The organism is Pseudoalteromonas sp. J2K-J031, assembly GCF_058197095.2.
On the sequence record NZ_CM200279.1, the window covers coordinates 1,845,128 to 1,869,814 of the forward strand.

The 24,687-nt window shown below is 39.5% G+C and carries 22 protein-coding genes; 9 read left to right on the forward strand and 13 right to left on the reverse strand.

The features are described from left to right. The first annotated feature begins 63 nt into the window (after nt 1–63). From rpsA to AC3KZC_RS08395, 6 genes are all read left to right on the forward strand, one after another. Entirely contained in the window at nt 64–1,731 is a 1,668-nt protein-coding gene (gene rpsA, locus AC3KZC_RS08370) for a 30S ribosomal protein S1 (RefSeq protein ID WP_490577337.1), read from the forward strand. Between the two features lie 59 nt (nt 1,732–1,790). Next, nucleotides 1,791–2,081 (forward strand): integration host factor subunit beta, encoded by a 291-nt coding sequence (gene ihfB / locus AC3KZC_RS08375; protein ID WP_009839936.1) that lies wholly within the window; start codon nt 1,791–1,793, stop codon nt 2,079–2,081. 12 nt (nt 2,082–2,093) lie between these two features. Continuing rightward, nucleotides 2,094–2,357, forward strand: a complete 264-nt coding sequence (locus AC3KZC_RS08380) for a lipopolysaccharide assembly protein LapA domain-containing protein (protein WP_490577338.1) — start codon at nt 2,094–2,096, stop codon at nt 2,355–2,357. Nucleotides 2,358–2,360: 3 nt separating this feature from the next. Next, a complete protein-coding gene (gene lapB / locus AC3KZC_RS08385; RefSeq protein WP_490577339.1) occupies nt 2,361–3,497 on the forward strand; it encodes a lipopolysaccharide assembly protein LapB in 1,137 nt (378 codons plus the stop codon). Between the two features lie 10 nt (nt 3,498–3,507). Next, a complete protein-coding gene (pyrF, locus tag AC3KZC_RS08390) occupies nt 3,508–4,209 on the forward strand; it encodes an orotidine-5'-phosphate decarboxylase (RefSeq protein WP_490577340.1) in 702 nt (233 codons plus the stop codon). Between the two features lie 84 nt (nt 4,210–4,293). Continuing rightward, on the forward strand, nt 4,294–4,683 hold the full coding sequence (locus AC3KZC_RS08395) for a hypothetical protein (protein WP_490577341.1): 390 nt from the start codon (nt 4,294–4,296) through the stop codon (nt 4,681–4,683). Between the two features lie 68 nt (nt 4,684–4,751). Here the strand turns inward: AC3KZC_RS08395 and AC3KZC_RS08400 are convergent, their stop codons facing one another. Both AC3KZC_RS08400 and AC3KZC_RS08405 read right to left on the reverse strand, forming a co-directional pair. After that, the gene (locus tag AC3KZC_RS08400; protein WP_490577342.1) at nt 4,752–5,582 is read right to left on the reverse strand and encodes a CvfB family protein; all 831 of its coding nucleotides are present in this window, start codon (nt 5,580–5,582) and stop codon (nt 4,752–4,754) included. Then, nucleotides 5,582–6,904, reverse strand: coding sequence for a DEAD/DEAH box helicase (locus AC3KZC_RS08405; protein WP_490577500.1), 1,323 nt, complete (start codon nt 6,902–6,904; stop codon nt 5,582–5,584). The genes AC3KZC_RS08400 and AC3KZC_RS08405 overlap by 1 nt, the downstream gene beginning before the upstream one ends. 183 nt (nt 6,905–7,087) lie before the next feature. Between AC3KZC_RS08405 and trhO the strand changes: the two genes are divergently transcribed. After that, nucleotides 7,088–8,074 carry an oxygen-dependent tRNA uridine(34) hydroxylase TrhO gene (trhO, locus tag AC3KZC_RS08410; RefSeq protein ID WP_490577343.1) on the forward strand — a complete coding sequence of 329 codons (987 nt, stop codon included), beginning with the start codon at nt 7,088–7,090 and terminating at the stop codon, nt 8,072–8,074. 91 nt (nt 8,075–8,165) lie between these two features. Here trhO and asnB read toward each other — a convergent pair whose 3' ends face one another. The 3 genes from asnB to AC3KZC_RS08425 form a co-directional block, all read right to left on the reverse strand. After that, complete coding sequence (asnB, locus tag AC3KZC_RS08415; RefSeq protein WP_490577344.1) at nt 8,166–9,845, reverse strand: asparagine synthase B; 1,680 nt, start codon at nt 9,843–9,845, stop codon at nt 8,166–8,168. 133 nt (nt 9,846–9,978) lie between these two features. Then, complete coding sequence (locus AC3KZC_RS08420; protein ID WP_490577345.1) at nt 9,979–12,636, reverse strand: ATP-binding protein; 2,658 nt, start codon at nt 12,634–12,636, stop codon at nt 9,979–9,981. A gap of 8 nt (nt 12,637–12,644) precedes the next feature. Next, nucleotides 12,645–13,907: an ABC transporter substrate-binding protein gene (locus AC3KZC_RS08425; RefSeq protein ID WP_490577346.1), complete on the reverse strand. Its 1,263-nt coding sequence runs from the start codon at nt 13,905–13,907 to the stop codon at nt 12,645–12,647. Nucleotides 13,908–14,042: 135 nt separating this feature from the next. Between AC3KZC_RS08425 and AC3KZC_RS08430 the strand changes: the two genes are divergently transcribed. Next, nucleotides 14,043–14,780: a dienelactone hydrolase family protein gene (locus tag AC3KZC_RS08430; RefSeq protein WP_490577347.1), complete on the forward strand. Its 738-nt coding sequence runs from the start codon at nt 14,043–14,045 to the stop codon at nt 14,778–14,780. Nucleotides 14,781–14,914: 134 nt separating this feature from the next. On the opposite strand, the gene AC3KZC_RS08435 is transcribed toward AC3KZC_RS08430, so the two are convergent. The 8 genes from AC3KZC_RS08435 to AC3KZC_RS08470 are packed head-to-tail and all read right to left on the reverse strand — an operon-like array spanning nt 14,915 to nt 23,192. Next, the gene (locus AC3KZC_RS08435; protein ID WP_490577348.1) at nt 14,915–15,577 is read right to left on the reverse strand and encodes a 3-oxoacid CoA-transferase subunit B; all 663 of its coding nucleotides are present in this window, start codon (nt 15,575–15,577) and stop codon (nt 14,915–14,917) included. A 14-nt stretch (nt 15,578–15,591) separates the two neighbouring features. Then, nucleotides 15,592–16,290, reverse strand: coding sequence for a CoA transferase subunit A (locus AC3KZC_RS08440; RefSeq protein ID WP_490577349.1), 699 nt, complete (start codon nt 16,288–16,290; stop codon nt 15,592–15,594). Nucleotides 16,291–16,311: 21 nt separating this feature from the next. Further along, nucleotides 16,312–17,220, reverse strand: a complete 909-nt coding sequence (locus AC3KZC_RS08445) for a hydroxymethylglutaryl-CoA lyase (protein WP_490577350.1) — start codon at nt 17,218–17,220, stop codon at nt 16,312–16,314. Next, on the reverse strand, nt 17,213–19,183 hold the full coding sequence (locus AC3KZC_RS08450) for an acetyl/propionyl/methylcrotonyl-CoA carboxylase subunit alpha (RefSeq protein ID WP_490577351.1): 1,971 nt from the start codon (nt 19,181–19,183) through the stop codon (nt 17,213–17,215). The genes AC3KZC_RS08445 and AC3KZC_RS08450 overlap by 8 nt, the downstream gene beginning before the upstream one ends. A 23-nt stretch (nt 19,184–19,206) precedes the next feature. Continuing rightward, nucleotides 19,207–19,977, reverse strand: a complete 771-nt coding sequence (locus AC3KZC_RS08455) for an enoyl-CoA hydratase-related protein (protein ID WP_490577352.1) — start codon at nt 19,975–19,977, stop codon at nt 19,207–19,209. Nucleotides 19,978–19,986: 9 nt separating this feature from the next. Further along, nucleotides 19,987–21,594, reverse strand: a complete 1,608-nt coding sequence (locus tag AC3KZC_RS08460) for a carboxyl transferase domain-containing protein (protein WP_490577353.1) — start codon at nt 21,592–21,594, stop codon at nt 19,987–19,989. An 8-nt stretch (nt 21,595–21,602) separates the two neighbouring features. Then, on the reverse strand, nt 21,603–22,778 hold the full coding sequence (locus AC3KZC_RS08465) for an isovaleryl-CoA dehydrogenase (protein WP_490577354.1): 1,176 nt from the start codon (nt 22,776–22,778) through the stop codon (nt 21,603–21,605). An 18-nt stretch (nt 22,779–22,796) separates the two neighbouring features. Further along, nucleotides 22,797–23,192 carry a MerR family transcriptional regulator gene (locus AC3KZC_RS08470; protein ID WP_490577355.1) on the reverse strand — a complete coding sequence of 132 codons (396 nt, stop codon included), beginning with the start codon at nt 23,190–23,192 and terminating at the stop codon, nt 22,797–22,799. Between the two features lie 292 nt (nt 23,193–23,484). On the opposite strand from AC3KZC_RS08470, the gene AC3KZC_RS08475 reads away from it, so the two are divergent. Further along, nucleotides 23,485–24,669, forward strand: coding sequence for an acetyl-CoA C-acyltransferase (locus AC3KZC_RS08475; RefSeq protein ID WP_490577356.1), 1,185 nt, complete (start codon nt 23,485–23,487; stop codon nt 24,667–24,669). Nucleotides 24,670–24,687: the final 18 nt, after the last annotated feature.

The following is a 24,687-nucleotide window of genomic DNA, read 5'->3' on the forward strand; positions in this document are numbered from 1 at the left end:
AATAAACAACCCCATGCGGCAGGATGTCCAATTGGTGATTAATATTTTAGAGACGTATCTAGTATGTCAGAAAATTTTGCGCAGTTATTTGAAGAAAGCTTAAAAGGTTTTGAAGCTCAACAAGGTTCGATCGTTAAAGGTACTGTTATTTCAATCGAAAATAACATCGTATTAGTTGACGCTGGACTTAAGTCTGAAAGTGCAATTCCTGCCGAGCAATTCAAAAATGCTGCTGGTGAACTAGAAGTAGCGGTAGGCGATGTTGTTGATGTTGCTTTAGATTCAATGGAAGATGGTTTCGGTGAAACAATTCTTTCTCGTGAGAAAGCAAAACGTCACGAAGCTTGGATCCGTTTAGAAAAAGCATGTGAAGAGCAAGTAACTGTTATCGGTGTTATCAACGGTAAAGTTAAAGGTGGTTTCACTGTTGAAGTAGATACAATCCGTGCATTCTTACCTGGTTCATTAGTAGATGTGCGTCCAGTACGTGATACAACACACCTTGAAGGTAAAGAGCTTGAGTTTAAAGTTATCAAGCTAGACCAAAAGCGTAACAATGTTGTTGTTTCTCGTCGTGCTGTTATTGAGTCTGAAAATTCTCAAGAGCGTGATGAACTTCTAGCTAACTTAATTGAAGGCCAAGAAGTTAAAGGTATCGTTAAGAACCTTACAGATTACGGCGCGTTCGTTGATTTAGGTGGCGTTGATGGTCTTCTACATATCACAGATATGGCTTGGAAGCGTGTTAAGCACCCATCTGAAATCGTTAACGTTGGTGACGAAATCGCTGTTAAAGTATTAAAATTCGACAAAGATAAAACGCGTGTTTCTCTAGGTCTTAAGCAACTTGGCGAAGATCCATGGGCAGCAATCGCTGGTCGTTACCCAGAAGGTTCTAAACTAACTGGACGTATCACGAACTTAACTGATTACGGTTGTTTCGTTGAGATCGAAGAAGGCGTTGAAGGTTTAGTTCACGTTTCTGAAATGGATTGGACTAACAAAAATATCCACCCTTCAAAAGTAGTTAGCTTAGGCGATACAGTTGAAGTTATGGTATTAGAAATTGATGAAGAACGTCGTCGTATTTCTCTAGGTCTTAAGCAATGTATTGCTAACCCATGGCAAGAATTTGCTCGTCTACAAAACAAAGGCGATCAAGTTACAGGTAAGATCAAATCAATCACTGACTTCGGTATCTTTATCGGTTTAGACGGTGGTATTGACGGTCTAGTTCACCTTTCTGATATCTCTTGGAATGCTCCAGGCGAAGAAGCTGTACGTGAGTACAAAAAAGGTGACGAAATCACAGCTATCGTATTACAAGTTGACCCAGAGCGTGAGCGTATCTCTTTAGGCGTTAAGCAAATTGAGAGCGATCCATTCAATAACTACCTAGACGCCAATAAAAAAGGTGCTATTGTTAAAGGTAAAGTTACTGAAGTAGACGCGAAAGGCGCTACAATTGAAATTTCTGAAGGCGTTGAAGGCTATATTCGTGTAGCTGATATTGCTCAAGAGCGCGTAGAAGATGCTACTACAGCTGTTTCAGTTGGTGATGAAGTTGAAGCGAAATATGTTGGTGTTGATCGTAAAAACCGTACATTAAGCTTATCTGTTAAAGCTCTTTTCGAAGCTGAAGAGAAAGAAGTTTTAGAGAAACTTAAGAAAGAAGAGCCAGAGTTCGAAAATGCTATGGCAGCTGCTTTCAAAAATGCACAAAAAGACTAATATAGTCTAAAGCAGTGGAAGGGCGAAAGCCCTTCCTATTATCACGTTAAGGAATTTATATGACAAAGTCAGAACTTATAGAGCAATTAGCTGAACAACATCCTCAACTTTCTGCAAAAGATGTTGAAAATTCAGTTAAAGAGATTCTAGAGCAAATGGCGGATTCATTGTCTGAATCTCAAAGAATCGAAATTCGTGGTTTTGGTAGTTTTTCACTTCATTTTCGTGCACCTCGTGTAGGGCGTAATCCAAAAACAGGTGATACAGTTGAATTGTTAGGTAAATATGTTCCTCATTTCAAACCTGGTAAAGAATTAAGAGACCGAGTTAACGAAAGTTTGAACAACTAAATACGGAGTTTTATGTTGTTTAAAATCATTAAGCAAATATTTATATTGCTTATAATAGTTTTAGCGTTTTTGATTGGGTCGCAAAACCCTCAAATAGTTACCTTAAACTATGTAATTGCAAGTATAACTATGCCTCAAGCTATGGTTATAAGTCTGACATTTACTATTGGTTTGATTGCAGGTTGTATTATAGGGTTTAAAGTTTTTACTTCATTAAAATGGCATAATTATCGTCTTAAGAGACAAACAAAACTAGCTTCTCAAAAAGATACTTAAAGCATGATAGAACTTCTATTTCTGTTATTGCCTATCGCAGCTGGTTACGGTTGGATTATGGGGAAAAATAGTGCCAAATCCCAAGCTCATATAATAAATCGTCAAATTACCTCGCAATATAGTAAAGGTTTAAAATTTCTCCTTGATCGAGAAGAAGATCAAGGTCTAGAACATTTAATAAATCTCCTTGAAGTTTCAGCTGACTCAGTAGAGCATTATTTAACACTTGCGACTATGTTCCGTCGAAGAGGAGAGCTTGATCGCGCGATTAAGATCCATGAATTATTGCTTAAGCAGCCTTCCTTAGACTCAGCGACTTTAGAAAATATAGTGATAGAGCTTGCTGAAGATTATATTATGGCAGGTTTATTTGATAGTGCAGAACACCAGCTTTTATTATTAGTTGATAGCGGAAATTGCCGAGCAATAGAATTATTATTTGGTATTTATCAGCAAACAAGCGATTGGCAAAAAGGCATTAATTTATTTGAGTCTTATCCTAAATTATTTATAAAGTCTCAACAAAAAATTGCTGTTGCAAATTTTTACTGTGAGCTGGCAATAGAAAAACAAAATTCAAAAATAATTAAAAAAAGTCTTAATTTGGATCAATTAGTTGTTAGGCCGCTCTTTGAACTTGGAAAAAATGCTTACAGTCGCAATGATTATGTTAAAGCTATTTCTTATTGGCGTGACCTTTTAATCCAATCTCCTTTTTATGCCCCCATATTTATAAATGAACTTGAGCAATGCTATTTAGAGTTAAATTTATTGTCTGACTTTGAAAAGTTAATTATTTCTGAAGTACACCGTGGTGGGGTGATGATTAAGATTAGGTATTGTAAATTTCTGATTGAGTCAGATCAGACGGAAGAAGCAATTCTATTTTTATCTCAATCGTTACAAAAGCACCCTAATATTCGTGGGTTCAGTTATTTATTAGAATTAGTTGCATCTAAAAACTCAGAAATGAATGACTTAATTCTCAAACTAAATCAATTGGTAGAATCTTATATAGCAACAAAATCTGAATTTCAATGTAAACACTGTGGTTTTACAAGTCACACTCTTTATTGGTCTTGCCCGTCATGCAAACACTGGGAATCTATCGTTCCATCACGCGGTTTAGACGGTTTTTAATAGGTAAGTTATGTCACACTTAAATGATCCAAAAATATTAATAGCACTTGATTTTGATAATGAAGAGGCAGCGTTAAATTTTGTCAATCAATTATCACCTCAAAATTGCCGATTAAAAGTGGGCAAAGAGATGTTCACATATTTTGGTCCTGAATTTGTAAAAAAATTAATAGCTAAGGGCTTTGACGTATTTCTAGATTTAAAATTCCATGATATTCCAAATACAGTTGCAAAAGCTGTCGCTGCAGCTGCCAAAATGGGCGTTTGGATGGTCAATGTTCATGCAAGCGGTGGACCTGAAATGATGGCTAAAGCTAAGGAGGCCTTAATACCTTTCGGAGAAAAAGCGCCTTTGTTAATTGCTGTGACTGTTTTAACTAGTATGGATGCTGCTGAGTTATCTCGTTTAGGTGTAACTAAGACGCCAGAAGAGCAAGTAATTTATTTGGCTGAACTTGCTTTTAATTCGGGATTAGATGGAGTTGTTTGCTCAGCTCAAGAAGCTAACTTATTAAAGCAAAAGTTTGGTGCTGATTTTAAGCTAGTTACACCAGGAATAAGACCCGCAGGCAGTGATATTGGTGATCAAAAGAGAATAATGACACCCCAAATGGCTATCGAAAGTGGAAGTGACTATTTAGTTGTTGGTAGGCCTATTACCCAGTCGCTTGATCCTGTTAGCGCACTTAATGAGATAAACTTATCTCTCTAATCACTTAATTTTTAGTTAAATTTAGTTGTTAAATATGGCACAATAATTATTAATATAAAAACAATAATTATGAAGTGCCATAATATGAAGTATGTTTTAGCAATCGTAGTCTTTTCATTCGCAGCCTATCTTTATCAACAAGAAATGAAAGTAGCGCAAGTAAAAGAGGAATATAATTTTCTAGTTGAGAAGCTAGACACTCAAAGCGTAAATACCTTAGAGCTTAAGGCTGTGTTGTCATCAAGATTTCAATTAAGTTGTGAAGAAGTTAAAGAAGAGCTTATTAACCACGGATCTACAAAGGAAGAATGCCTTTCTTATCACCAAACTTTCAATCAAGAGTGCCTTAATAAAGTATTTAGATTAGCCCCAATAGAATTTTCAAGTAAAAATGAATTTATGGATTATGCTAGACGTTACCAACGCTGTATTTTACCTATTGATTTGGCAAACATTAGCAGTAATTTTTTATAACACAGAGATGAGTTTCTTGTGAGGAAATATAAAAGGAGTTAATAAACTCCTTTTATATTTTTGAAAGTTTATTTTAAAGAAATATGTGTTGCTTCAATTTCAATCAAACCTTGCTTATACAAACCACCAATGGCTTTTTTGTAGTTGCCTTTGCTGGTTGCAAATAACTTTTTGATTTTTTCAGGGTCTGACTTATCACCCAATGCTAAAAAACCATTATGTTTTTTTAACTCATCTAAGATTTTTTGCGATAAAGAATCAATTTTCTCCATGCCTGGTTTTTCAAGAGTGATATCTAATTTATTGTCATCGCGTATTTTGCGTATAAAACCTTTAAATTTTTGACCTGGAAATAATGGGCGGAAAACTTGGTCATGGTAAATAATTCCCCAATGACTTTGATTAACTACCGTTTTATAGCCTAAATCCGTTTTACCTGCGATGATTAAATCAACTTCTTCTAAGAGCTGATAATTGGCAGGCGTTTTATCTAAAAACTTGTTTAACTTTGTTGAGCCGCACATTCTTCCACTGGCTTTATCAAGATAAAAATGAATTAAATACGAACGGCCTTGTTCTAATCTTTGCCCCTGCTCGTTAAATGGCACAAGTAAATCTTTATCAATGCCAATATCTACGAATGCACCTGTGGCGTTTACTTCTTTTACACGTAATAAACAAAAATCACCTAACTGTGCATGAGGTTGTTTTGTCGTCGCTGTTGCTACACCTTTAGAGTCCAAATACACAAACACAGAGATTGATGAGTTAACTATGGAATCTGCAGGTATGTCTGTAGCGGGTAAAAATACTTCGCCTAACTCAAGTCCATCAAGGTAAGCACCTTCAGGTGCTATTTCTGTAATAACAAGAGTATTAAATTTTCCTAACGATGGCATTAAATATTCTCCGATTTTGGTTTACGACGTAATGGTGCATGGCCATCTATATCAAAAGGTTGTAAAACAGGTTTTTTTGGCTCTTTTTTAACAGTGCGTTTAGCTATAGGTTGGTTTTTTGCCACTGATGCTTTTTTAGTAATGCGCTTTTCAGTTACTGTTACCGCTTTAATTCCTTTAAACTTTGCAGCTAATCCATCTACAGTCAAAAAAGTAATCTCGTGCTGTAAAAATGCTTTGATTGAAACAAAGCTTTCCCAGTCTTTTGGGCCAACGAATGAAATAGCATGACCTTTAAAACCAGCTCGACCTGTCCGACCAATCCGGTGCACATACTCTTCAGCTTGCTTTGGTAAGTCAAAGTTAATTACATGAGTGACATTCAATAAGTCTAAACCACGAGATGCAATATCTGTTGTGATAAGCACTTGAGACTGGCCACGGCTGAAGCTGTCCATAATAGATAAACGTTTACTTTGTGGCATATCACCAGCAAGTGGTTGTGAACTCAAACCTTTTGTTGTTATCAAATCACTTAAACGATAGGTATCTTCTCGAGTTGCTGTAAATACAATACATTGGCCAATATTTGGCTTGGATAAAAAGTGGCTAAGGAGCGCTTCTTTATGGCCTAAGTTATCGGCAAAAAACATGTTCTGAGTAATATCAGTATGCTCTTCATTTGATTGGCTCAGTGTTACTTTTTTTGGTGACTTTAATAAGTTACGGCTTAACGCATCAATTTGACTGTGCTCGAGCGTGGCCGAAAACAATAATGTTTGGCGTAATCGATGATTTGCTTCGTCATTAATTAAATCAATTTCAGCTTTAAAACCAAGGTCCATAATGCGATCTGCTTCATCAATGATCAGCAGCTCCAGCCCGGCTAAAAAACATGATTTTTGTTTTATGTGGTCAGCCAAGCGGCCAGGCGTGGCGACAATGATATGAGGATCTTTTTTTAGTGCTTTAATTTGGTCATTAAAATTATCACCGCCTAAAATTTTTGTGGCAACAATGTTTGAACCAGCGACCAATAAACGCAATTGTGCAAATACTTGGTTAGCAAGTTCGCGTGTTGGTGTAATTATCACAACACGGGGGTCACGTTTACTTAATGGTTTTTGTTTAATTATTCGTTGAAGAGCAGGGACTAAAAATGCAAGCGTTTTACCTGAACCTGTTTTTGATTGAACAAATAAATCTTGGCCTGAAAGTGCAACAGGTATTGCCTGCTGCTGTACATCGGTGGGGGAAGTAATTCCTTGATGTGCTAATTGCGTTAACAATCGTTTATCAATGCCAAACTCTTCAAATAACAAAATAGAACTCCAAAATAAATCAAACAAAAAGCGCGATATTGTACATTAACATCATAGCAGCTCACAGCTTAATTAGAATTTTTTGCGTTTTAGCCTGACTTAGGTAAAATATGCGCCCTTAATGCGCCGGATTTACGATTCGGTTTCGGTTAACTCCAAAAAATGCACAGTAAGTAGGTTATTATGTCATCACAATTTGTTGTATGCGCCCTTTACAAATTCACCGCTTTACCTAATTTTGAACAATTACGTCAACCGTTACACGATGTAATGGAAAGTAATGAAGTACGAGGCACGTTATTACTTGCTTCTGAAGGTATAAATGGCACCATTTCAGGTTTACGCGCTGGTATAGATGCCGTTTTGTCTTGGTTGGATAAACAAGATAATTTAAAAAATATTGTCACTAAAGAGTCATTTGATGAAACGTGCCCGTTTTATCGTACCAAGGTGAAACTAAAAAAAGAAATCGTGACTATGGGTGTTGAAGGCATCGATCCACTTAAAGTGGTTGGAAGTTATGTCAAACCTGAGGATTGGAATGCATTAATCTCAGATCCAGAAGTTATTTTAATTGATACTCGAAACGATTATGAAATTGAGATAGGTACGTTTCAAAACGCGGTTGATCCTAAAACTAAAACATTTCGTGAATTCCCAGCATGGGCAAAAGAAAATCTTGACCCACAAAAACATAAAAAAGTGGCCATGTTTTGTACAGGTGGGATCCGCTGCGAAAAATCAACTGCTTATATGAAAGAGCAAGGCTTTGAAGAAGTATATCATCTTGAAGGTGGCATCTTAAAATACCTCGAAGAAGTGCCTAAAGAGCAAACTATGTGGGAGGGGGAGTGTTTTGTTTTTGATAACCGCGTTGCGGTTGATCATGATTTACAAAAAGGAAGTTATGACCAATGTCATGCGTGTCGTATGCCAATCACCGAAGATGAAAAACAATTACCGAGCTACATGGAAGGTGTATCGTGTTTGCATTGTCATGATGCATTATCTGATGAACAAAAAGCGCGTTTTGCTGAGCGTCAAAAACAAGTTGAATTAGCTAAAGACCGTGGCGAAGGGCATATTGGCCATGAAGCGCAAGCAGTTTTAAAACAGCGTAAAGAAGCAAAACAACATAAAAAAGAATTGCAGCGTAAAAAAAGCGCATAAACGCTAAATTGATTGCTCTAAAAGAATACAAAAAAGCCAATTGATTTCTCAATTGGCTTTTCTCATTTTAAGTCTTAAAAACTAAAGCTCATTACTGCGAAGTTTTATTGTACGCATCGTTATGAACACCAGCAGCACGACCTGAAGGATCGGCATTATTAGCAAAAGAGGCATCCCATGCCAGCGCTTGCGGTGTTGAACAGGCAACTGATTTACCATAAGGGACACATTGTGCAGTCGCATCACCAGGGAAGTGCTCGGCAAAAATACACCGATAAAAATAAGCTTCTTTGCTATCAGGAGTATTAATTGGGAATTTAAATGCAGCAGATGCAAGCATCTGATCTGTAACTTGCTCAGCAACATATTCTTTTAAAGAGTCAATCCAGCTATAGCCTACGCCGTCAGAGAACTGCTCTTTTTGACGCCATAATACTTCATGCGGCAAATATCCTTCAAACGCCTCTCGCAAAATGTGTTTCTCAATCTTACCATTTTTTCCACACATCTTAGCGGTAGGGTTAACGCGCATTGCAACATCAACAAACTCTTTATCTAAGAATGGCACTCGAGCTTCAACCCCCCATGCCGCCATAGATTTATTTGCCCGTAAGCAATCAAATAAATGAAGTTTTGAAACTTTGCGGTTAAGTTCTTCATGGAACTCTTGTTCATCTGGGGCTTTGTGAAAATACAAATAACCACCAAACAGTTCATCAGCACCTTCACCCGATAGCACCATTTTTATTCCCATAGCTTTAATTTGACGGGCCATTAAATACATCGGTGTAGACGCACGAATGGTAGTAACATCATAGGTTTCAAGGTGATAAATCACTTCCTTTAACGCATCAATGCCTTGTTGTACCGTGAAAATAATCGGGTGATGTACGGTGCCTATCATATCAGCTACTTTTTGTGCCGCAGCCAAATCTGGAGAGCCAGCTAACCCGACAGAAAAAGAGTGAAGCTGAGGCCACCAAGCATTTGAATTATCATTATCTTCAATACGTTTTGCGGCAAAACGTTGGGTGATAGCTGAAATAACTGAGGAGTCTAATCCTCCAGAGAGTAAAACACCATATGGCACATCACACATTAATTGGCGTTTAACTGCTGCTTCTAAGGCTGCTTTAACGTCGCTCGCATTAGCTGAGTTGTCTTTGACAGCATCAAAACTAGTCCATTCACGTTGATAATATGGGCGTAACTCACCGTCTTGGCTCCAAAGGTAATGCCCTGGTGGGAACTCTTTTATGTGATTGCAAATTGGTGAGAGTGCCTTTAATTCTGATGCAACATAAAAGTTTCCATGCTCGTCGGTACCAGTATAAAGGGGTACAATACCGATGTGATCGCGGCCAATTAAGTAAGCATCTTTTTCTTCGTCATATAAACAAAAGGCAAAAATACCATTTAAATCATCAAGAAACTCAGGGCCTTTTTGTTTATAGAGCGCTAAAATAACTTCACAATCTGACTCGGTTTGAAACTCAAAATCAACAGCAAGATTTTTAGCTAACTCTTTATGATTATAAATTTCACCATTTACAGCCAAAATATGAGTTCGCTCTGGGTTATACAGCGGCTGTGCGCCACTGGTTACACCTACAATAGCTAAACGCTCATGTACTAAAATGGCTTTATCTGATGAATAAACACCTGACCAATCCGGTCCTCGGTGTCTTAATAATTTCGACATCTCGATGGCTTGACTACGTAACTGGCTCGGGTCTGACTTGATGTCTAATACCCCAAAAATTGAACACATATGGATTCCTCATTCCTACGACAACATATTTTTAATTAGTTTTTAACAGATATGCGGAGTTAAGTCACACCTGTTTTACAAAATAATATGAATAAGGTAGAGCGAAAAATAATGTTTGTTATCTTTTGCTTATTTAATGTTCGAGGGTATTACGTTTTACACTAAAATAACGGATTAACAATGCTGCGAGTTTTTCTTTGACGATGGGCTTTGTTAAATAATCGTTCATGCCGCATTCTATCGCTTTATCATGGTCAATTTGCATGGCATTGGCCGATAAGCCACAAATTAAAAGTTCATCATAACCAAGTTGGCGTAACTCTTTTGTGGCGCTGTAGCCGTCTTTGATTGGCATTTGAATATCCATCAATACAAGGCTAATATTTTTATTTTCTTGCACTATATCAATTGCAATTTGACCATTTTCAGCCATTACTACAGTCACGCCTAATTGTTTAAGCATTTCGCTCGCAACGATTAGATTGATGTGATTGTCATCTACTAATAATACCGTTATTTCAGCATCAAATATTTTGGTATTTTTTTGTAGATTATTATGTTTTCCTTCTAGTGCTGTCATGTCTTCGGTGAATATCTTTTTTAGTTGTGAAGGCAGTAAAGGGGTTGTTAAACAAGCAAATCGGTATTCATTTTTCAGCGTTTGTAGCATTGAGACCTGATTGTTATCACACAAGAGGCATGTTGTGAACCCTTGTGGTTTAAGTTGCTGAAGAAGCAGGGCGATATCATCATTTTCATCGGTTTCTTGTATATCAATTAATACAAAGCGTACGGTGTTTAATTTGAAAAAATCGACTGTCTTAAGATCATTTGTTTTAACTAAATAAGGAGCTAAATACTCACAATAACGTTCACTTAATAAGGGAGTGTCTGAGCTGACATATAAAATACTTTTTGGTGATAAGATTGAACTGTCGAATAAAACCGTATTTTGATCAACGGTATCAAGCAGTAATTGCACACTAAAACAGCTACCAATGTTCGGTGTAGAGGTGACCGAAATGTCTCCGTTCATGAGTTTAACAAGTTGTTTTACAATACTTAAACCAAGGCCGGTGCCGCCATATTTACGACTGGTAGAACCATCAGCTTGAGTAAATGCATTAAAGATATTACTAATTTGTTCTTCTGTAAGGCCAACGCCGGTGTCACGAACCTGAAATAAGACAGCAATTTGTTTATCATTATTGGGTATGGTCTCAAACGTAACGGTAATCGTGATTGTCCCTAAAGAGGTGAATTTAACCGCATTAGTGCACAAGTTAAATAATATTTGGTTTATCCTTAGCGGATCACCCATAAATAACTTTGGCAGTTTTGGATCTATCTCACACTCTACATGCAGATTTTTTTCGTAACTTCTTGGCGCGATATTAGATAAAAGATTGTCAATTATGGATTCTAAGGAAAATTGGATATATTCAATTGTTAATTTACCCGCTTCTATTTTAGAAAAATCTAAAATATCGTTTACTAAACTCATCAGTAAATTTGTCGAGTAGGCTGCTTTTTCTAAAAAATCACGTTGTCTATGAGTGAGTTCGGTTGCTAGGCATAAATCAATTAATCCAGAAATCCCGTTAATGGGCGTTCTTATTTCATGGCTCATATTAGCTAGAAAAATACTTTTAAAGGCCGTTGCTTGTTCTGCTTTTTCGGTTGCTTTGACTAAATCTTGGTTTAACTGATTAGCTTGCTCTAATAGCGAAATTGTATTTTTGTTGTTTTTTTGAAAAACATGGGCTGCTCTTGCAAGCTCTCCGATTTCATCCTCTCGCTTGAGATTTGGGATGCGTTTTATGTCCTTAGCATCGGCGAGCATTCGAAATATGTCAGTGAGGGATTTTATAGGGGTAATGATCCGATAGAAAAAGTACAGTGCACAGGTCAGAGCAGCTAAAATACCGATAAAAGCAATGATGTTGTTTCGGATCCTAGCATGGGTTAAGGTTGATTTTACTTTTTCATTCGTTTCTGATAATTGTGACGCAACAAACTTATTCAGTTGCTGACTTAGATATAAAAATTCATTTGCAGAACCCGTCATGACTACATTAGTTAAAAAAACATAACCTCGAGTGACCTGGCTTAATTTAGCGAAGTGGTTTTTTATTAATTGTAATTGTTCAAGTATTGATTGGGCATCGAGTGCATTGACGAGTAATCCAGCGTCGCTAATGTGCTGATTAAATAGAGTTATATTTTCGTAGTCTTGGCTGAGTAAATACAATAGGGCGATATTTTTACTTTGATTCAAATGACTCAGTAGTTGGTTTTTGGTCTGGGTTGAAAGGGATGTATTTAAATTAACTTTTTTTTCTAACTCATCCATTTCAGTTAAGAGTTTTTTGTTGAATAAGGTTTCCCTTTGTCTTCTACCATCGATTACAGCTAAAAAGTTATCATGGTAGTCTTTTAGGTGTTGCTTCATTCTTAAGATATAATCACGATATTTAAGGGCGTCAGTATCATCTGTAGAGAGTGTATCTAATGTATCTAAACCTTGTTTTATTTCTTGTAATATCGTGTTAAATCGGATGATAGTTGATTCATTGGCTGTATCTTTGTAAATAAGTACATTACGCTGTAAATCCAGTACTCCTCGTTCAACTTCACGAACTAAACCTACTTTTGTCACTGCTTGCTCTGTTAAATCAATGCCTGAAATAAACGAATCTTGATTGGTATACGATAAATAAATTTGTACTAATAATGCCGAGGCTAACAAGCCTAGCATAAAATAAATTTGGGTTTTGATAGAACTAAACACGTAAATACCTATGTGCTAATAAATTCATACCATTTTTGTAAACTATATTCGTATGTCGGCATAACAGTATTCCATACTGCCACATGGCCCAGTCTTTTTTCATAACTACCTCCTGTTCGTACATGACCTTTTTCTACAGAGACAAGGCCGTCAGTTCCTTTTAGCACTGAAGTTGCGGCTTTACCTTGATACCAATAATCCCACTCATTTTCTGACAAGAATGGTTTAGACCGTTCAGGGTTTGAAATATAGTAACCTTGTCGCGCAATAAAGGCACCAGGCCATCCTGATAACCACCAATTCATATAGTCGTATGCTGCATCTTTAACAGAGCCTGTTGTCGCAGATGACAAACACATTACCCCATGCCAGCCACGATAGCCTTCTTTAGGGGCGGCAAAAGTAACAGGAATATTTTGTCCATTAAGAGCCGACACAGCTGGTGAGAACATACTTTCAATATGTACACGCTCAGTTTTCATAAACTCTACCGACTCAGGTACAGAAGTCCAGAACCCACTAAAATGATTTTGTTGTTTAAACTCAAATAAAATTTTAAATAGTTGGTTTAGCTCATTTTTTGTCATAGATCCAATATTATTAAATTGCATCAGACCTCGAGCTTGTACAGCAAGAGCTAAATCGAATAATCCGATCGATGGCGCATTAATTATCCCGACTTTACCGCTGTATGCAGGATCTAGGAGCCATCCCCAACTTTCAGTTTCATACGCAATGCCGCGCTTGATTTTATTGGTGTTATAACCAAAAGAATCTACGTTATGAACGTAGGGTAAAAAAGACAAGTATTCTGTAGGTTCTGAACTTAAAGAGTTATCAGGTTGAACATGTAATAACGTATAAGGCGCATCACCTGCACCAATCATGCTTTGTGGTGTTAATCTTCCTGTCTTAGTCAGGGCGTTTATCTCTCCAAAATGTTGGATTCGATTTTTTTCAATTGGTTGGATGGCACCGCTATGCCACAATATATTAATACTATTTGACCATTGTTCATATAAATCAAAAGATTGAGGGGACATAGACGCTTTTTGTAATACTTGAGCACTTCCTTTTGGTTCAAAAACGAGTTCAATGCCGAGGTCTTGCATTGCTTGTTGGCGAATTGCCTCTTGAAGTGTGACATGCGTTCCTAAAATACGTAATACAGTTTTTTGTCGGGCAAAAACATAGGGAACTTTAAACGCTGCCGTTGTAGCAACAGCTGTCAGCGCTATCTTTTTTAAGACATCACGTCGTTGATTATCCAATTGGTTGATCCCCTGAGTATAAATGAGCGTTACCGTTTAAAATTAGTCTACAAAAAACGGGTAATCAATAAGTTAAGAAATTTAAGTTTGATTAATAAATGAAACCTAATTGTTAGGTTAATTTTTGGAGTATTCATGCAAGTAAGAAGTGAAATTTTATCTATTGAGACTAAAACAGGCTCTATGCGCACGGTTCAATTTACACCAGTGGGATTTAAAACAGCACCGACTATTATTTTCTATTCTGAAATATTTCAGTTAACGGCGCCTATCATGCGCTCTGCTCAGATCCTCGCAGGGCATGGCTTTACTGTTTTAGTGCCTGAAATATTTCACGAGCTTAATCCAGTAGGTACCGTACTTGAATATGATGAGGCTGGTAAAAATAAGGGCAATGCAGATAAATGGCAAAAACCATTAACAGCCTATGATAGTGATGTTGACGCTTTGGTTGAGTATTGCCAAAAAAGTACTAAAAGTACTGATAAAATCGGGGTTATGGGGGTGTGCATTGGTGGTCATTTAGCGTGTCGTGCCGCGTTAAACCCTGCGATCAGTGCCGCATTTTGTCTTTATGCGACCGATATTCATAGTGATACGCTGCCAGGAACACCGGTTGAACAAACATTTAATCGGTTGAATGAAATAGCGGGTGAAATTTATTTTATTTGGGGTAAACAAGATCCACATGTGCCAAAAGAAGGACGGTTTAAGCTATATCAAACATTAAATCAGTCCGCTATTAACTACAATTGGCTTGAAGTTAATGCTGAACATGCCTTTATGCGTGATGAAGGCGAGCGTTATGACCCTGCATTAGCGCTTGATATGTATCAGCGTGCCGTGGCATTTTTTCATCGTACGTTGCGATAGGGTATAAAGGGGGGCTAGTACACAGTAAGATTTGTTGTTATAGCCAAGCAGAACTAAAAAAAAATCCCTCTTGCGAGGGATTTTGAGGGTTTCTCAGTATCTTAGACACTGGGAATGAGGTCGGTACAAGTTAATTATTCTGCAAACACCATTTCAGGAATGTCGCCTTCAACAATTAACTTACCAGCTGTTTTGCTGATGATTTCATCAACACTAACACCTGGTGCGCGCTCTAACAAATAAAACGCGCCATTTTTCACTTCGAGTACAGCTAAATCGGTTACGATTTTTTTGACACAGTTTACACCTGTCAGTGGTAACTCGCAGCGTTCTAATAACTTTGACTCGCCAGCTTTATTGGCATGCATCATGGTAACAATGATATTTTGTGCGCCGGCAACTAAATCCATTGCACCGCCCATGCCCTTAATTAATTTTTTCGGGATCATCCAAGAGGCAATCGAACCATTTTGGTCAACTTCAAATGCACCTAATACGGTTAAGTCGACATGGCCACCGCGGATCATAGCAAAGCTTTCAGCACTGTTAAATATGGCAGCACCAATTGCCGCTGTAACGGTTTCTTTACCCGCGTTAATCATATCTGCATCTACGGCATCAGCAGTTGGGTATGGACCCATGCCAAGCAGGCCGTTTTCAGATTGCAGCATCACTTCAATCCCTTTAGGGACGTAGTTTGCCACTAAAGTAGGAATACCAATCCCTAAATTAACATAAAAACCATCTTGTAATTCTTGTGCAACCCGCATTGCAACTTGCTCACGTGATAAAGCCATTGTTGTTCTCCGTGTTAGTTACGTGTTGTCACGCGTTCGATACGTTTTTCAAAGCTGCCTTTGATAACGCGGTTTACATAGATGCCAGGGGTATGAATTTCTGATGGATTTAATTCACCCGGCTCAACGATTTCTTCCACTTCAACCACGGTGATTTTTCCAGCAGTTGCTGCAATTGGATTGAAATTCATTGCAGTGTGGCGAAAGACTAAATTGCCGAAACGATCAGCTTTCCACGCTTTGATAATCGCAAAGTCACCTGTGATTGATTCTTCTAAAATATACGGGCGACCGTTAAACTCTTTGACTTCTTTGCCCTCAGCAACTGGCGTACCATAGCCCGTCGCGGTATAAAAAGCAGGAATACCAGCACCACCGGCACGCATTTTTTCAGCAAGCGTACCTTGTGGAGTGAGTTCGACCTCTAGCTCACCACTTAATAATTGCTGCTCAAAAAGGGCGTTTTCACCAACATAAGACGCAACCATTTTTTTAATTTGTTTGTCTTTTAATAAAATGCCTAAACCAAAGTCATCAACACCACAGTTGTTAGAAACAACAGTTAACTCTTTTGTTTGCTTACGTTTAATTTCAGCAATTAAGCCTTCAGGAATACCACATAAGCCAAAACCTCCGGCAATCACGGTATCGCCATCTTTTAAACCTTGCATCGCCTGCTCGTAGCTTGTGACTACTTTATCAAAACCGGCCATGGCCAACTCCCTTAATAATTGTTAAGCGTTTAATTTACTGCGTAAAGCGTTGGAAACTTTGCTGACGGGTGTTTTATTTAATGCATCCGAAATCAACCAACCCGCTTTAGCAAGCCTTTCTAAATCAATTCCACACTCAATGCCAAGCCCTTGTAGTAAGTAAACTACATCTTCAGTGGCAACATTTCCTGACGCACCTTTGGCATAGGGGCATCCGCCAAGGCCTGCAACTGCGGTATCAACCGTTGCTATTCCTAGGCAGAGTGCCGCGTAAATATTTGCTAACGCTTGCCCATAAGTATCATGAAAATGCACCGCAAGCTTTGCCACAGGAATATGAGCAAGTAGGGTGGTGAGCAATTGCGTTACATTCGCTGGCGTGCCTACACCAATAGTATCGCCAAGGCTAATTTCATAACAGCCTAATTCTAATAACGCTTGGCTGACTTGTAGCACTTGGTGCGGGTCAACCTGACCTTGGTAGGGACAGCCCATAACGCAGCTGACGTAACCACGCACTTTTATACCGTGTTGTTTGGCGTAGGCCATTACAGGTTCAAAGCGCGCAATACTTTGCTCAATGCTGCAATTAATATTTTTCTGGCAAAAGGCTTCACTGGCAGCTGTAAAGATTGCAAACTCTTTAATGCCACAGGCAAACGCAGCTTGGGCACCTTGTAAATTGGGCGTTAACGCTGCCAATTCAACATTCGGTAGTTCAAGTGCGTTGATCACCTGCGCAGAGTCTGCCATTTGTGGCACCCATTTGGGTGATACGAATGCACCGGCCTCAATGTATTTTACTCCAGCACCTGCTAGTGCATTAATTAAATCAATTTTGGTGTCAGTACTAACCTGAATTTCATTTTGCAGGCCATCACGTGCACCGACCTCTACAATTTTTACCGCAGTAGGGAATTGATTAATCATTTTGTGCCTTTGCCTCAACAATTGCGAGCATAGCGCCATGTGTTACCAAATCGCCTTCAGCAAAACAATGGCTCGTAAGTACACCGTCATAAGGCGCAGCAAGGGTATATTCCATTTTCATCGCTTCAATGATCACCACACCCATGCCTTCTTTTACCTCATCTCCAACTTGGCAAAGGTGTTTAACAACCGTGCCATTAAGCGGAGCTGCTAGGGATGCAGCGGCATTTTTAATTTCGCTGATATAATGCTTTTGCTTAAATTTATATTGATGCTGACACGCAAGGTACATAAGATCAATGGCGTGACTTGCATCATCATAATAAAAATCAGCGCCAAACTTTTCACCGTTGATTGTTGCATTTATTGATTGCTGATCAATAAATGCCTTTGCTTTAAAAACCACATCATCAATTGAAATTTCATAACCATCAGTGGTTTGAAGGGCATAAATAGTATGCGGTAAATCAAGTGCGATATGAATTGTACTGTTTTGGTTGAGTCTAAAACCTGCTTGTTTGTCCCACGCATCAGCTGATTGTTTATTTTTGATTAATGACAAATATAACAATGACGCGAGCACTAAACTGATGTTTTCTTGCTCAGGATTTTGCTGTGTTAATTCACTGAGGTGCGTGCCGATAAAGTGGGTATCAGGTTGAGCATTAACAAAGCCATCATGGCTAGCAAGTTTATGTAAGAATTCAACATTACAGCTAAAACCAGCCAAATGAAATTGCTCTAGTGCACCTTGCAGACGCTTTATAGCCAGTGGGCGGGTTTCATCCCATACAATGAGTTTGGCAATCATAGGATCATAAAAGCTACTGATCTCAGCCCCAGCTTGCACGCCTGTATCAACCCGAATGTGTTGGTTTTGTTCAGGCGTTAACATGGCTTTAATCGTGCCAGAGCAGGGAATAAACTCATTGCTTGGGTCTTCAGCATAAATACGCGCTTCAAGTGCATGGCCTTTAAGGAGCACTTGCTCTTGCGTAAGCGCCAATGTTTGCCCAGAAGCGATACGAATTTGCCATTCGACTAAATCTACACTGGTAACCATTTCGGTAACTGGGTGCTCTACTTGCAGGCGAGTATTCATTTCCATAAAGAAAAACTCATCCCCGCAAAGTAAAAACTCGACCGTTCCTGCTCCAACATAGTTAATTGCTTGCGCGCAGCGTACGGCTGCTTCACCCATTTCTTTGCGAAGTGAAGTACTTAGCATTGGGGCTGGCGCTTCTTCAATGACCTTTTGATGACGGCGTTGCAACGAACAATCGCGGTCGCCTAAATAAACACATTGTCCATGAGTATCGGCAAAAACTTGTACTTCAACATGACGAGGTTTTGTGACATAACGCTCAAGCAGCACTAAATCGTTACCAAAACCGGCAATTGCTTCACGTTGCGCACCTTGTAGTGCAAGTTGAAACTCTTCAACTTTTTCAACTACACGCATGCCTTTACCACCACCACCGTAAGCAGCTTTAATTAATACAGGAAAACCAATTTTGACCGCTTCTTGTTGTAAAAATTGTGGGTCTTGGTTTTGACCATAATAACCAGGTACTAAAGGCACATTCGCAGCAGCCATAATTTCTTTTGAACGCGATTTTGAACCCATTGCAGTAATGGCAGAGGCTGGCGGGCCAATAAATACAATATTGTTTTTAGCGCAGGCATCCGCAAATTGGTCGTTTTCTGATAAAAAGCCATAACCTGGATGAATGCAATCAGCACCAGCGCGCAGTGCAACTGCAAGGATTTTATCCGCTACTAAATACGACTCTTTACTTGGAGAAGCACCAATATGATAAGCCTCATCGGCATGCTTAACATGCAGGGCATGGGCATCAGCATCTGAATACACCGCAACGGTTTTTAATCCTAAACGTTTGGCAGTTTTGATGATCCGACACGCAATTTCACCACGATTGGCGATTAGTATTTTTTTTAACATGAAGTTACCTGCATCGTTTTAGATTAATTTTGCCAACTTGGCGCACGCTTTTCAAAAAAGGCAGTTAGCCCTTCTTGGCCTTCGTCTGATACGCGAATACGTGCTATTCGCTCGGATGTCATATCGGTTAATGTGTTTGTAATTGGATGACCACTTACGTCATTAATTAGAGCCTTGGCGGCTTTTACTGCAATAGGGCCGTTATTGATAATGGCTTGTAGCAGCGTATCTGCTCTTTGATTTATATCATCACACAGTTGATGGATAAGACCCATTTTAAGTGCCGCTTCGGCGTTAAACACTTCAGCCGTTAAGAAATAGCGGCGTGCTTGGCGCTCGCCCATTGCTTTGATGACATATGGGCTAATTACAGCTGGGATCAAACCAAGTTTGACTTCACTTAAACAAAACTTTGCATCAGCAGTGGCAAGGGCAATGTCACAACAGGCTATTAAGCCAACAGCGCCACCAAATGCAGCCCCTTGCACTAAACAAAGGGTTGGCACTGAAACACTATTTAATACAGACATTAAGCGGGCAAGTTGTTTTGAATCTGCTAAATTTTCAGCAAAATCATTGTTAGCCATCGACTTCATCCAAGCCAAGTCAGCACCCGCTGAAAAATGTTTGCCCGTACTTTTAAGCACTAAAGCGCGAATGGCTAGGGTATTGGCGTATTCAATCGATTCAATCAATTGAGCAATCGTATGATCATCAAAGGCGTTATGAACCGCAGGGCGATCTAATTCAATGGTGGCAATACTCGATTTTGAGATAGATAAGGTGACAGACATAATGTTTCCTTACATTCTAAAGATGCCAAACTGCGATTCACGTTTAGGCGCATTATTTGCCGCACTCAGGGCAAGTCCTAACACATGGCGCGTTTGAGCTGGATCGATAATGCCATCATCCCATAAACGGGCACTGGCGTAATACGGGTGACCTTGTTGCTCGTACTGGGCAACAATCGGCTGTTTAAACTCCGCGACTTCTTGCAAAGACATGCTCAAGCCTTTGCGAGCTAAACCATCTTGTTTAACTTGAGTTAATACGCCTGCAGCTTGCTCGCCACCCATCACAGAAATACGTGCATTTGGCCACATCCACATCATGGTGGGTTCAAATGCACGGCCACACATACCGTAGTTACCAGCGCCATATGAGCCGCCGATTAAGACAGTGAATTTTGGTACATCGGCACACGAAACTGCAGTTACCATTTTAGCACCGTGTTTAGCAATGCCTTCAGCTTCGTATTTTTGCCCCACCATAAAGCCAGTGATATTTTGTAAAAAAACTAATGGAATATTACGTTGGCAACACAATTGAATAAAATGCGCGCCTTTTTGCGCTGATTCAGAGAATAAAATCCCATTATTGGCGACAATTCCTACAGGATGGCCGTAAATAGAGGCAAAACCGGTTACTAACGTTTCACCAAAATAGCGTTTAAATTCATCAAAAGAAGAGTCATCTACCACACGGGCAATGATCTCACGCACATCAAATGGTTTTTTCAAATCGGTGCCAACAATGCCGTAAATTTCTTCTGCAGCAAAACGAGGCGGCTTGACCTCTTCAAGTAATGACTTTGTTGGCCGTTGATGATTGATACGCGCAATACACTGACGAGCAATCGACAAGGCATGAGCATCGTTTTGGGCATAATGATCGGCAACACCCGAAATTTTACAATGCACATCAGCGCCACCGAGTTCTTCAGCGGTCACTTCTTCGCCTGTCGCTGCTTTTACCAGTGGTGGGCCCGCTAAGAAAATGGTGCCTTGCTCTTTTACGATAATACTTTCATCAGCCATCGCTGGTACATACGCACCGCCAGCAGTACATAAACCCATTACAACAGCAATTTGCGGGATCCCTTTAGCAGACATGCGAGCTTGATTGTAAAAAATACGACCAAAATGCAATTTATCGGGAAACACTTCATCTTGTTCAGGTAAATTAGCGCCACCTGAATCAACTAAATAAATACACGGTAAGTGGCAACGCTCAGCAATATCTTGGGCACGGAGGTGTTTTTTTACGGTGAGAGGGAAATAAGTGCCGCCTTTAACGGTGGCATCGTTGGCGATAATCATGCATTCAACGCCTTTTACGCGACCAATACCTGCAACCACACCCGCACATGGAATGTCTTGTTCGTAAACACCAAATGCCGCAAATTGGGCAATTTCTAAGAAAGGTGAGCCTTCATCTAGCAGGGTATCTATTCGATCACGAACAAATAATTTCCCGCGACTTTGATGGCGTGCAATCAGTTCTTCACCACCGCCTTTAATGATATGGCTAACTTGCTGGTGTAAATCACCAATCAAAGCCTGCATTTTTTGTTTATTTTGTAAAAAGGTCGGATCCAGTGGATTGACCTTTGAAGTAAGTATGGTCATAGCAATCCTTAGCGACTTTCGTTAAATAACTCACGACCGATAAGCATACGGCGAATTTCAGAAGTACCAGCACCGATTTCATACAGTTTGGCATCACGTAATAAACGACCTGTCGCATATTCATTGATGTAGCCATTACCACCAAGAATTTGAATGGCATCAAGGGCCATTTTAGTCGCCAACTCTGCCGCATATAAAATTGCGCCAGCGGCATCTTTACGGGTTGTTTCACCGCGATCACACGATTTTGCTACGGTATATACATACGAGCGCGCAGCATTCATTTGCGTGTACATATCGGCAATTTTGCCTTGAATAAGTTGAAATTGGCCAATTGGACTATCAAATTGTTTACGTTCATGGATATATGGCACAACAATGTCCATACAGGCTTGCATAATGCCAAGCGAGCCGCCGGATAATACAACACGCTCATAATCCAAACCGCTCATTAAAACTTTAACGCCATTATTAAGGCCACCTAAGATATTTTCTTCTGGCACTTCACAATCAATGAAAACCAGTTCACAGGTGTTTGAACCGCGCATGCCTAATTTGTCGAGTTTTTGTGCTTGTGTAAAGCCTGGGAAGTCGCGCTCAACAATAAACGCAGTAATGCCTTTTGCGCCTGCGTTTAAATCGGTTTTGGCATAAATAACATAAGTATGTGCATCGGGGCCGTTTGTGATCCACATTTTGTTGCCATTTAAGACATATTTATCACCACGTTTTTCAGCTTTGAGTTTCATTGATACAACATCAGAACCGGCATTGGGTTCACTCATCGCAAGCGCTCCAATGTGTTCACCTGAAACCAATTTAGGTAGGTATTTTTCTTTTTGTGCTTGTGTGCCGTTACGGAAAATTTGATTAACACATAAGTTTGAGTGTGCACCATAGCTTAAGCCAATTGAAGCGCTTGCGCGGCTGATTTCTTCCATTGCAATTACATGCTCAAGATAACCCATGCCTGCGCCACCAAACTCTTCGCTTACGGTTAAACCTAATAAACCCATCTCACCTAATATTGGCCAAAGTTGATTGGGGAACGCATTGTCATGATCGGTTTTTTCAGCCAGCGGGGCAATTTCTGCAGTTGCAAAGCTATTGACATGATCACGCAGCATATCGGCCGTTTCACCTAAGCCAAAGTTCATTTCTTTATATAGTGAGATAGTGCTCATCAGGGGAACCTCTATTAATTAATCTTGTAAACTTTTAAGGGTATCGTGGCAACGACGCTCAGCGGTAACGAGCTCCATCAGTACCACTTTAATATCATCCATTTGCTGACTCAGATGGGATTTTTTTTCTTCTATTAACGCCAGCATTGTCACTAATTGTTTGGCGCTGGATTTATCTGCATCATATAACTCAAACAAACGGCCGGTTTCAGCTAAAGTAAAACCTAAACGTTTACCACGTAAAATAAGTTTCAATCTCACTTTATCCCGTTTACTATAAATACGAGTTTGACCATTGCGCTGGGGGCTTATCAAGCCTTGATCTTCGTAAAAGCGAATGCTTCGAGTCGTAATATCAAACTCTTTTGCCAAATCGCTGATACTAAATGTTTGTTCTGTATTTTCTTGATTCATACTTTCCACCTTTAATGACCGAACTAATATATGTGAAGTTTACGTAAAGGTAAAGCTTGGTGGGTTTTAAAAGTTCATAACAATTGAAAATCATTTTTTTGCGATGTAATAAAAATTTCTTTTTGCGTGAGAGACCTTAACGTAAAATAAACTGTCTCCTGCCTTTGGCAACATAACTTGGCAGTTTAGTCGAGTTCTGATTACGCCATTTCTTTTGATGTTTTACATTTACGTTGGCGTAAACGTAAATTTTATGTATTCTCTATTCATCTTTGTTTAGGAGAATATAAACATGTCAGTACAAGACCCTATCGTAATCGTTGCAGCCAGCCGCACGCCAATGGGTGGTTTTATGGGCGCGCTCAGTGATGTTCACACCACCGATTTAGGTGCAACCGCTATTGCACATGCTGTCGCACAAAGTGGTGTATCAGTTAATGATATAGATGAAGTGATTATGGGCTGTGTACTTCCAGCTGGCGTTGGCCAAGCACCTGCACGTCAAGCCATGTTAAAGGCTCAGTTACCACTGGGCACTGGTGCAACGACTATCAATAAAGTCTGTGGTTCAGGTTTAAAAGCAGCGATGTTTGCACACGATTTAATTGCTGCAGGTTCAATTAACATTGCTGTTGCCGGTGGCATGGAAAATATGTCAGCTTCACCATACTTTTTACCTAAAGCCCGTGGTGGTTTTAGAATGGGCCATGGTGAAATTAAAGATCACATGATGGCTGATGGTTTAGAAGATGCCTACGATAAAAAAGCCATGGGCTGTTTTGCCCAAGACACTGCCAATGAGTATGGCATTACCCGTGCCGATATGGATGCGTTTGCTATAAATTCACTTCAAAAAGCGCAAGCTGCAATTGCTAGCGGTGCCTTTTTGGGTGAAGTTGCGCCTGTAACCTTCAGCACTCGTGCGGGTGAGGTTGTTGTAAGTATTGATGAACAACCCGGCAATGCAAAAGTAGATAAAATTCCATCACTTCGCCCTGCATTTGCTAAAGACGGCACTATCACAGCAGCAAACTCATCGTCTATTTCAGACGGTGCAGCTGCGTTAATTCTAATGAAAGCCTCAGAAGCACAAGCAAAAGGCTTAACACCGCTGTGTAAAGTTGTCGCGCATGCAACCCATTCACAAAAACCAGCCGAGTTTACTGTTGCCCCCGTAGGTGCAATGAATAAAGTATTGGCTAAAGCGGGTTGGTCTACCGAACAAGTTGATTTATGGGAGATTAATGAAGCTTTTGCCATGGTCACTATGCTTGCAATCAATGAAATGAAACTTGATGGCGCTAAAGTGAATGTGAATGGCGGCGCGTGTGCGTTGGGCCATCCTATTGGTGCAAGTGGCGCTCGTATTTTAGTGACACTTATTCACGCATTAAAAAATAGACATTTAAAAACAGGGGTTGCCTCGTTATGTATCGGTGGCGGTGAAGCCGTTGCCATGGCAATTGAACTAATTTAAACAAAATAATGGCGCGAT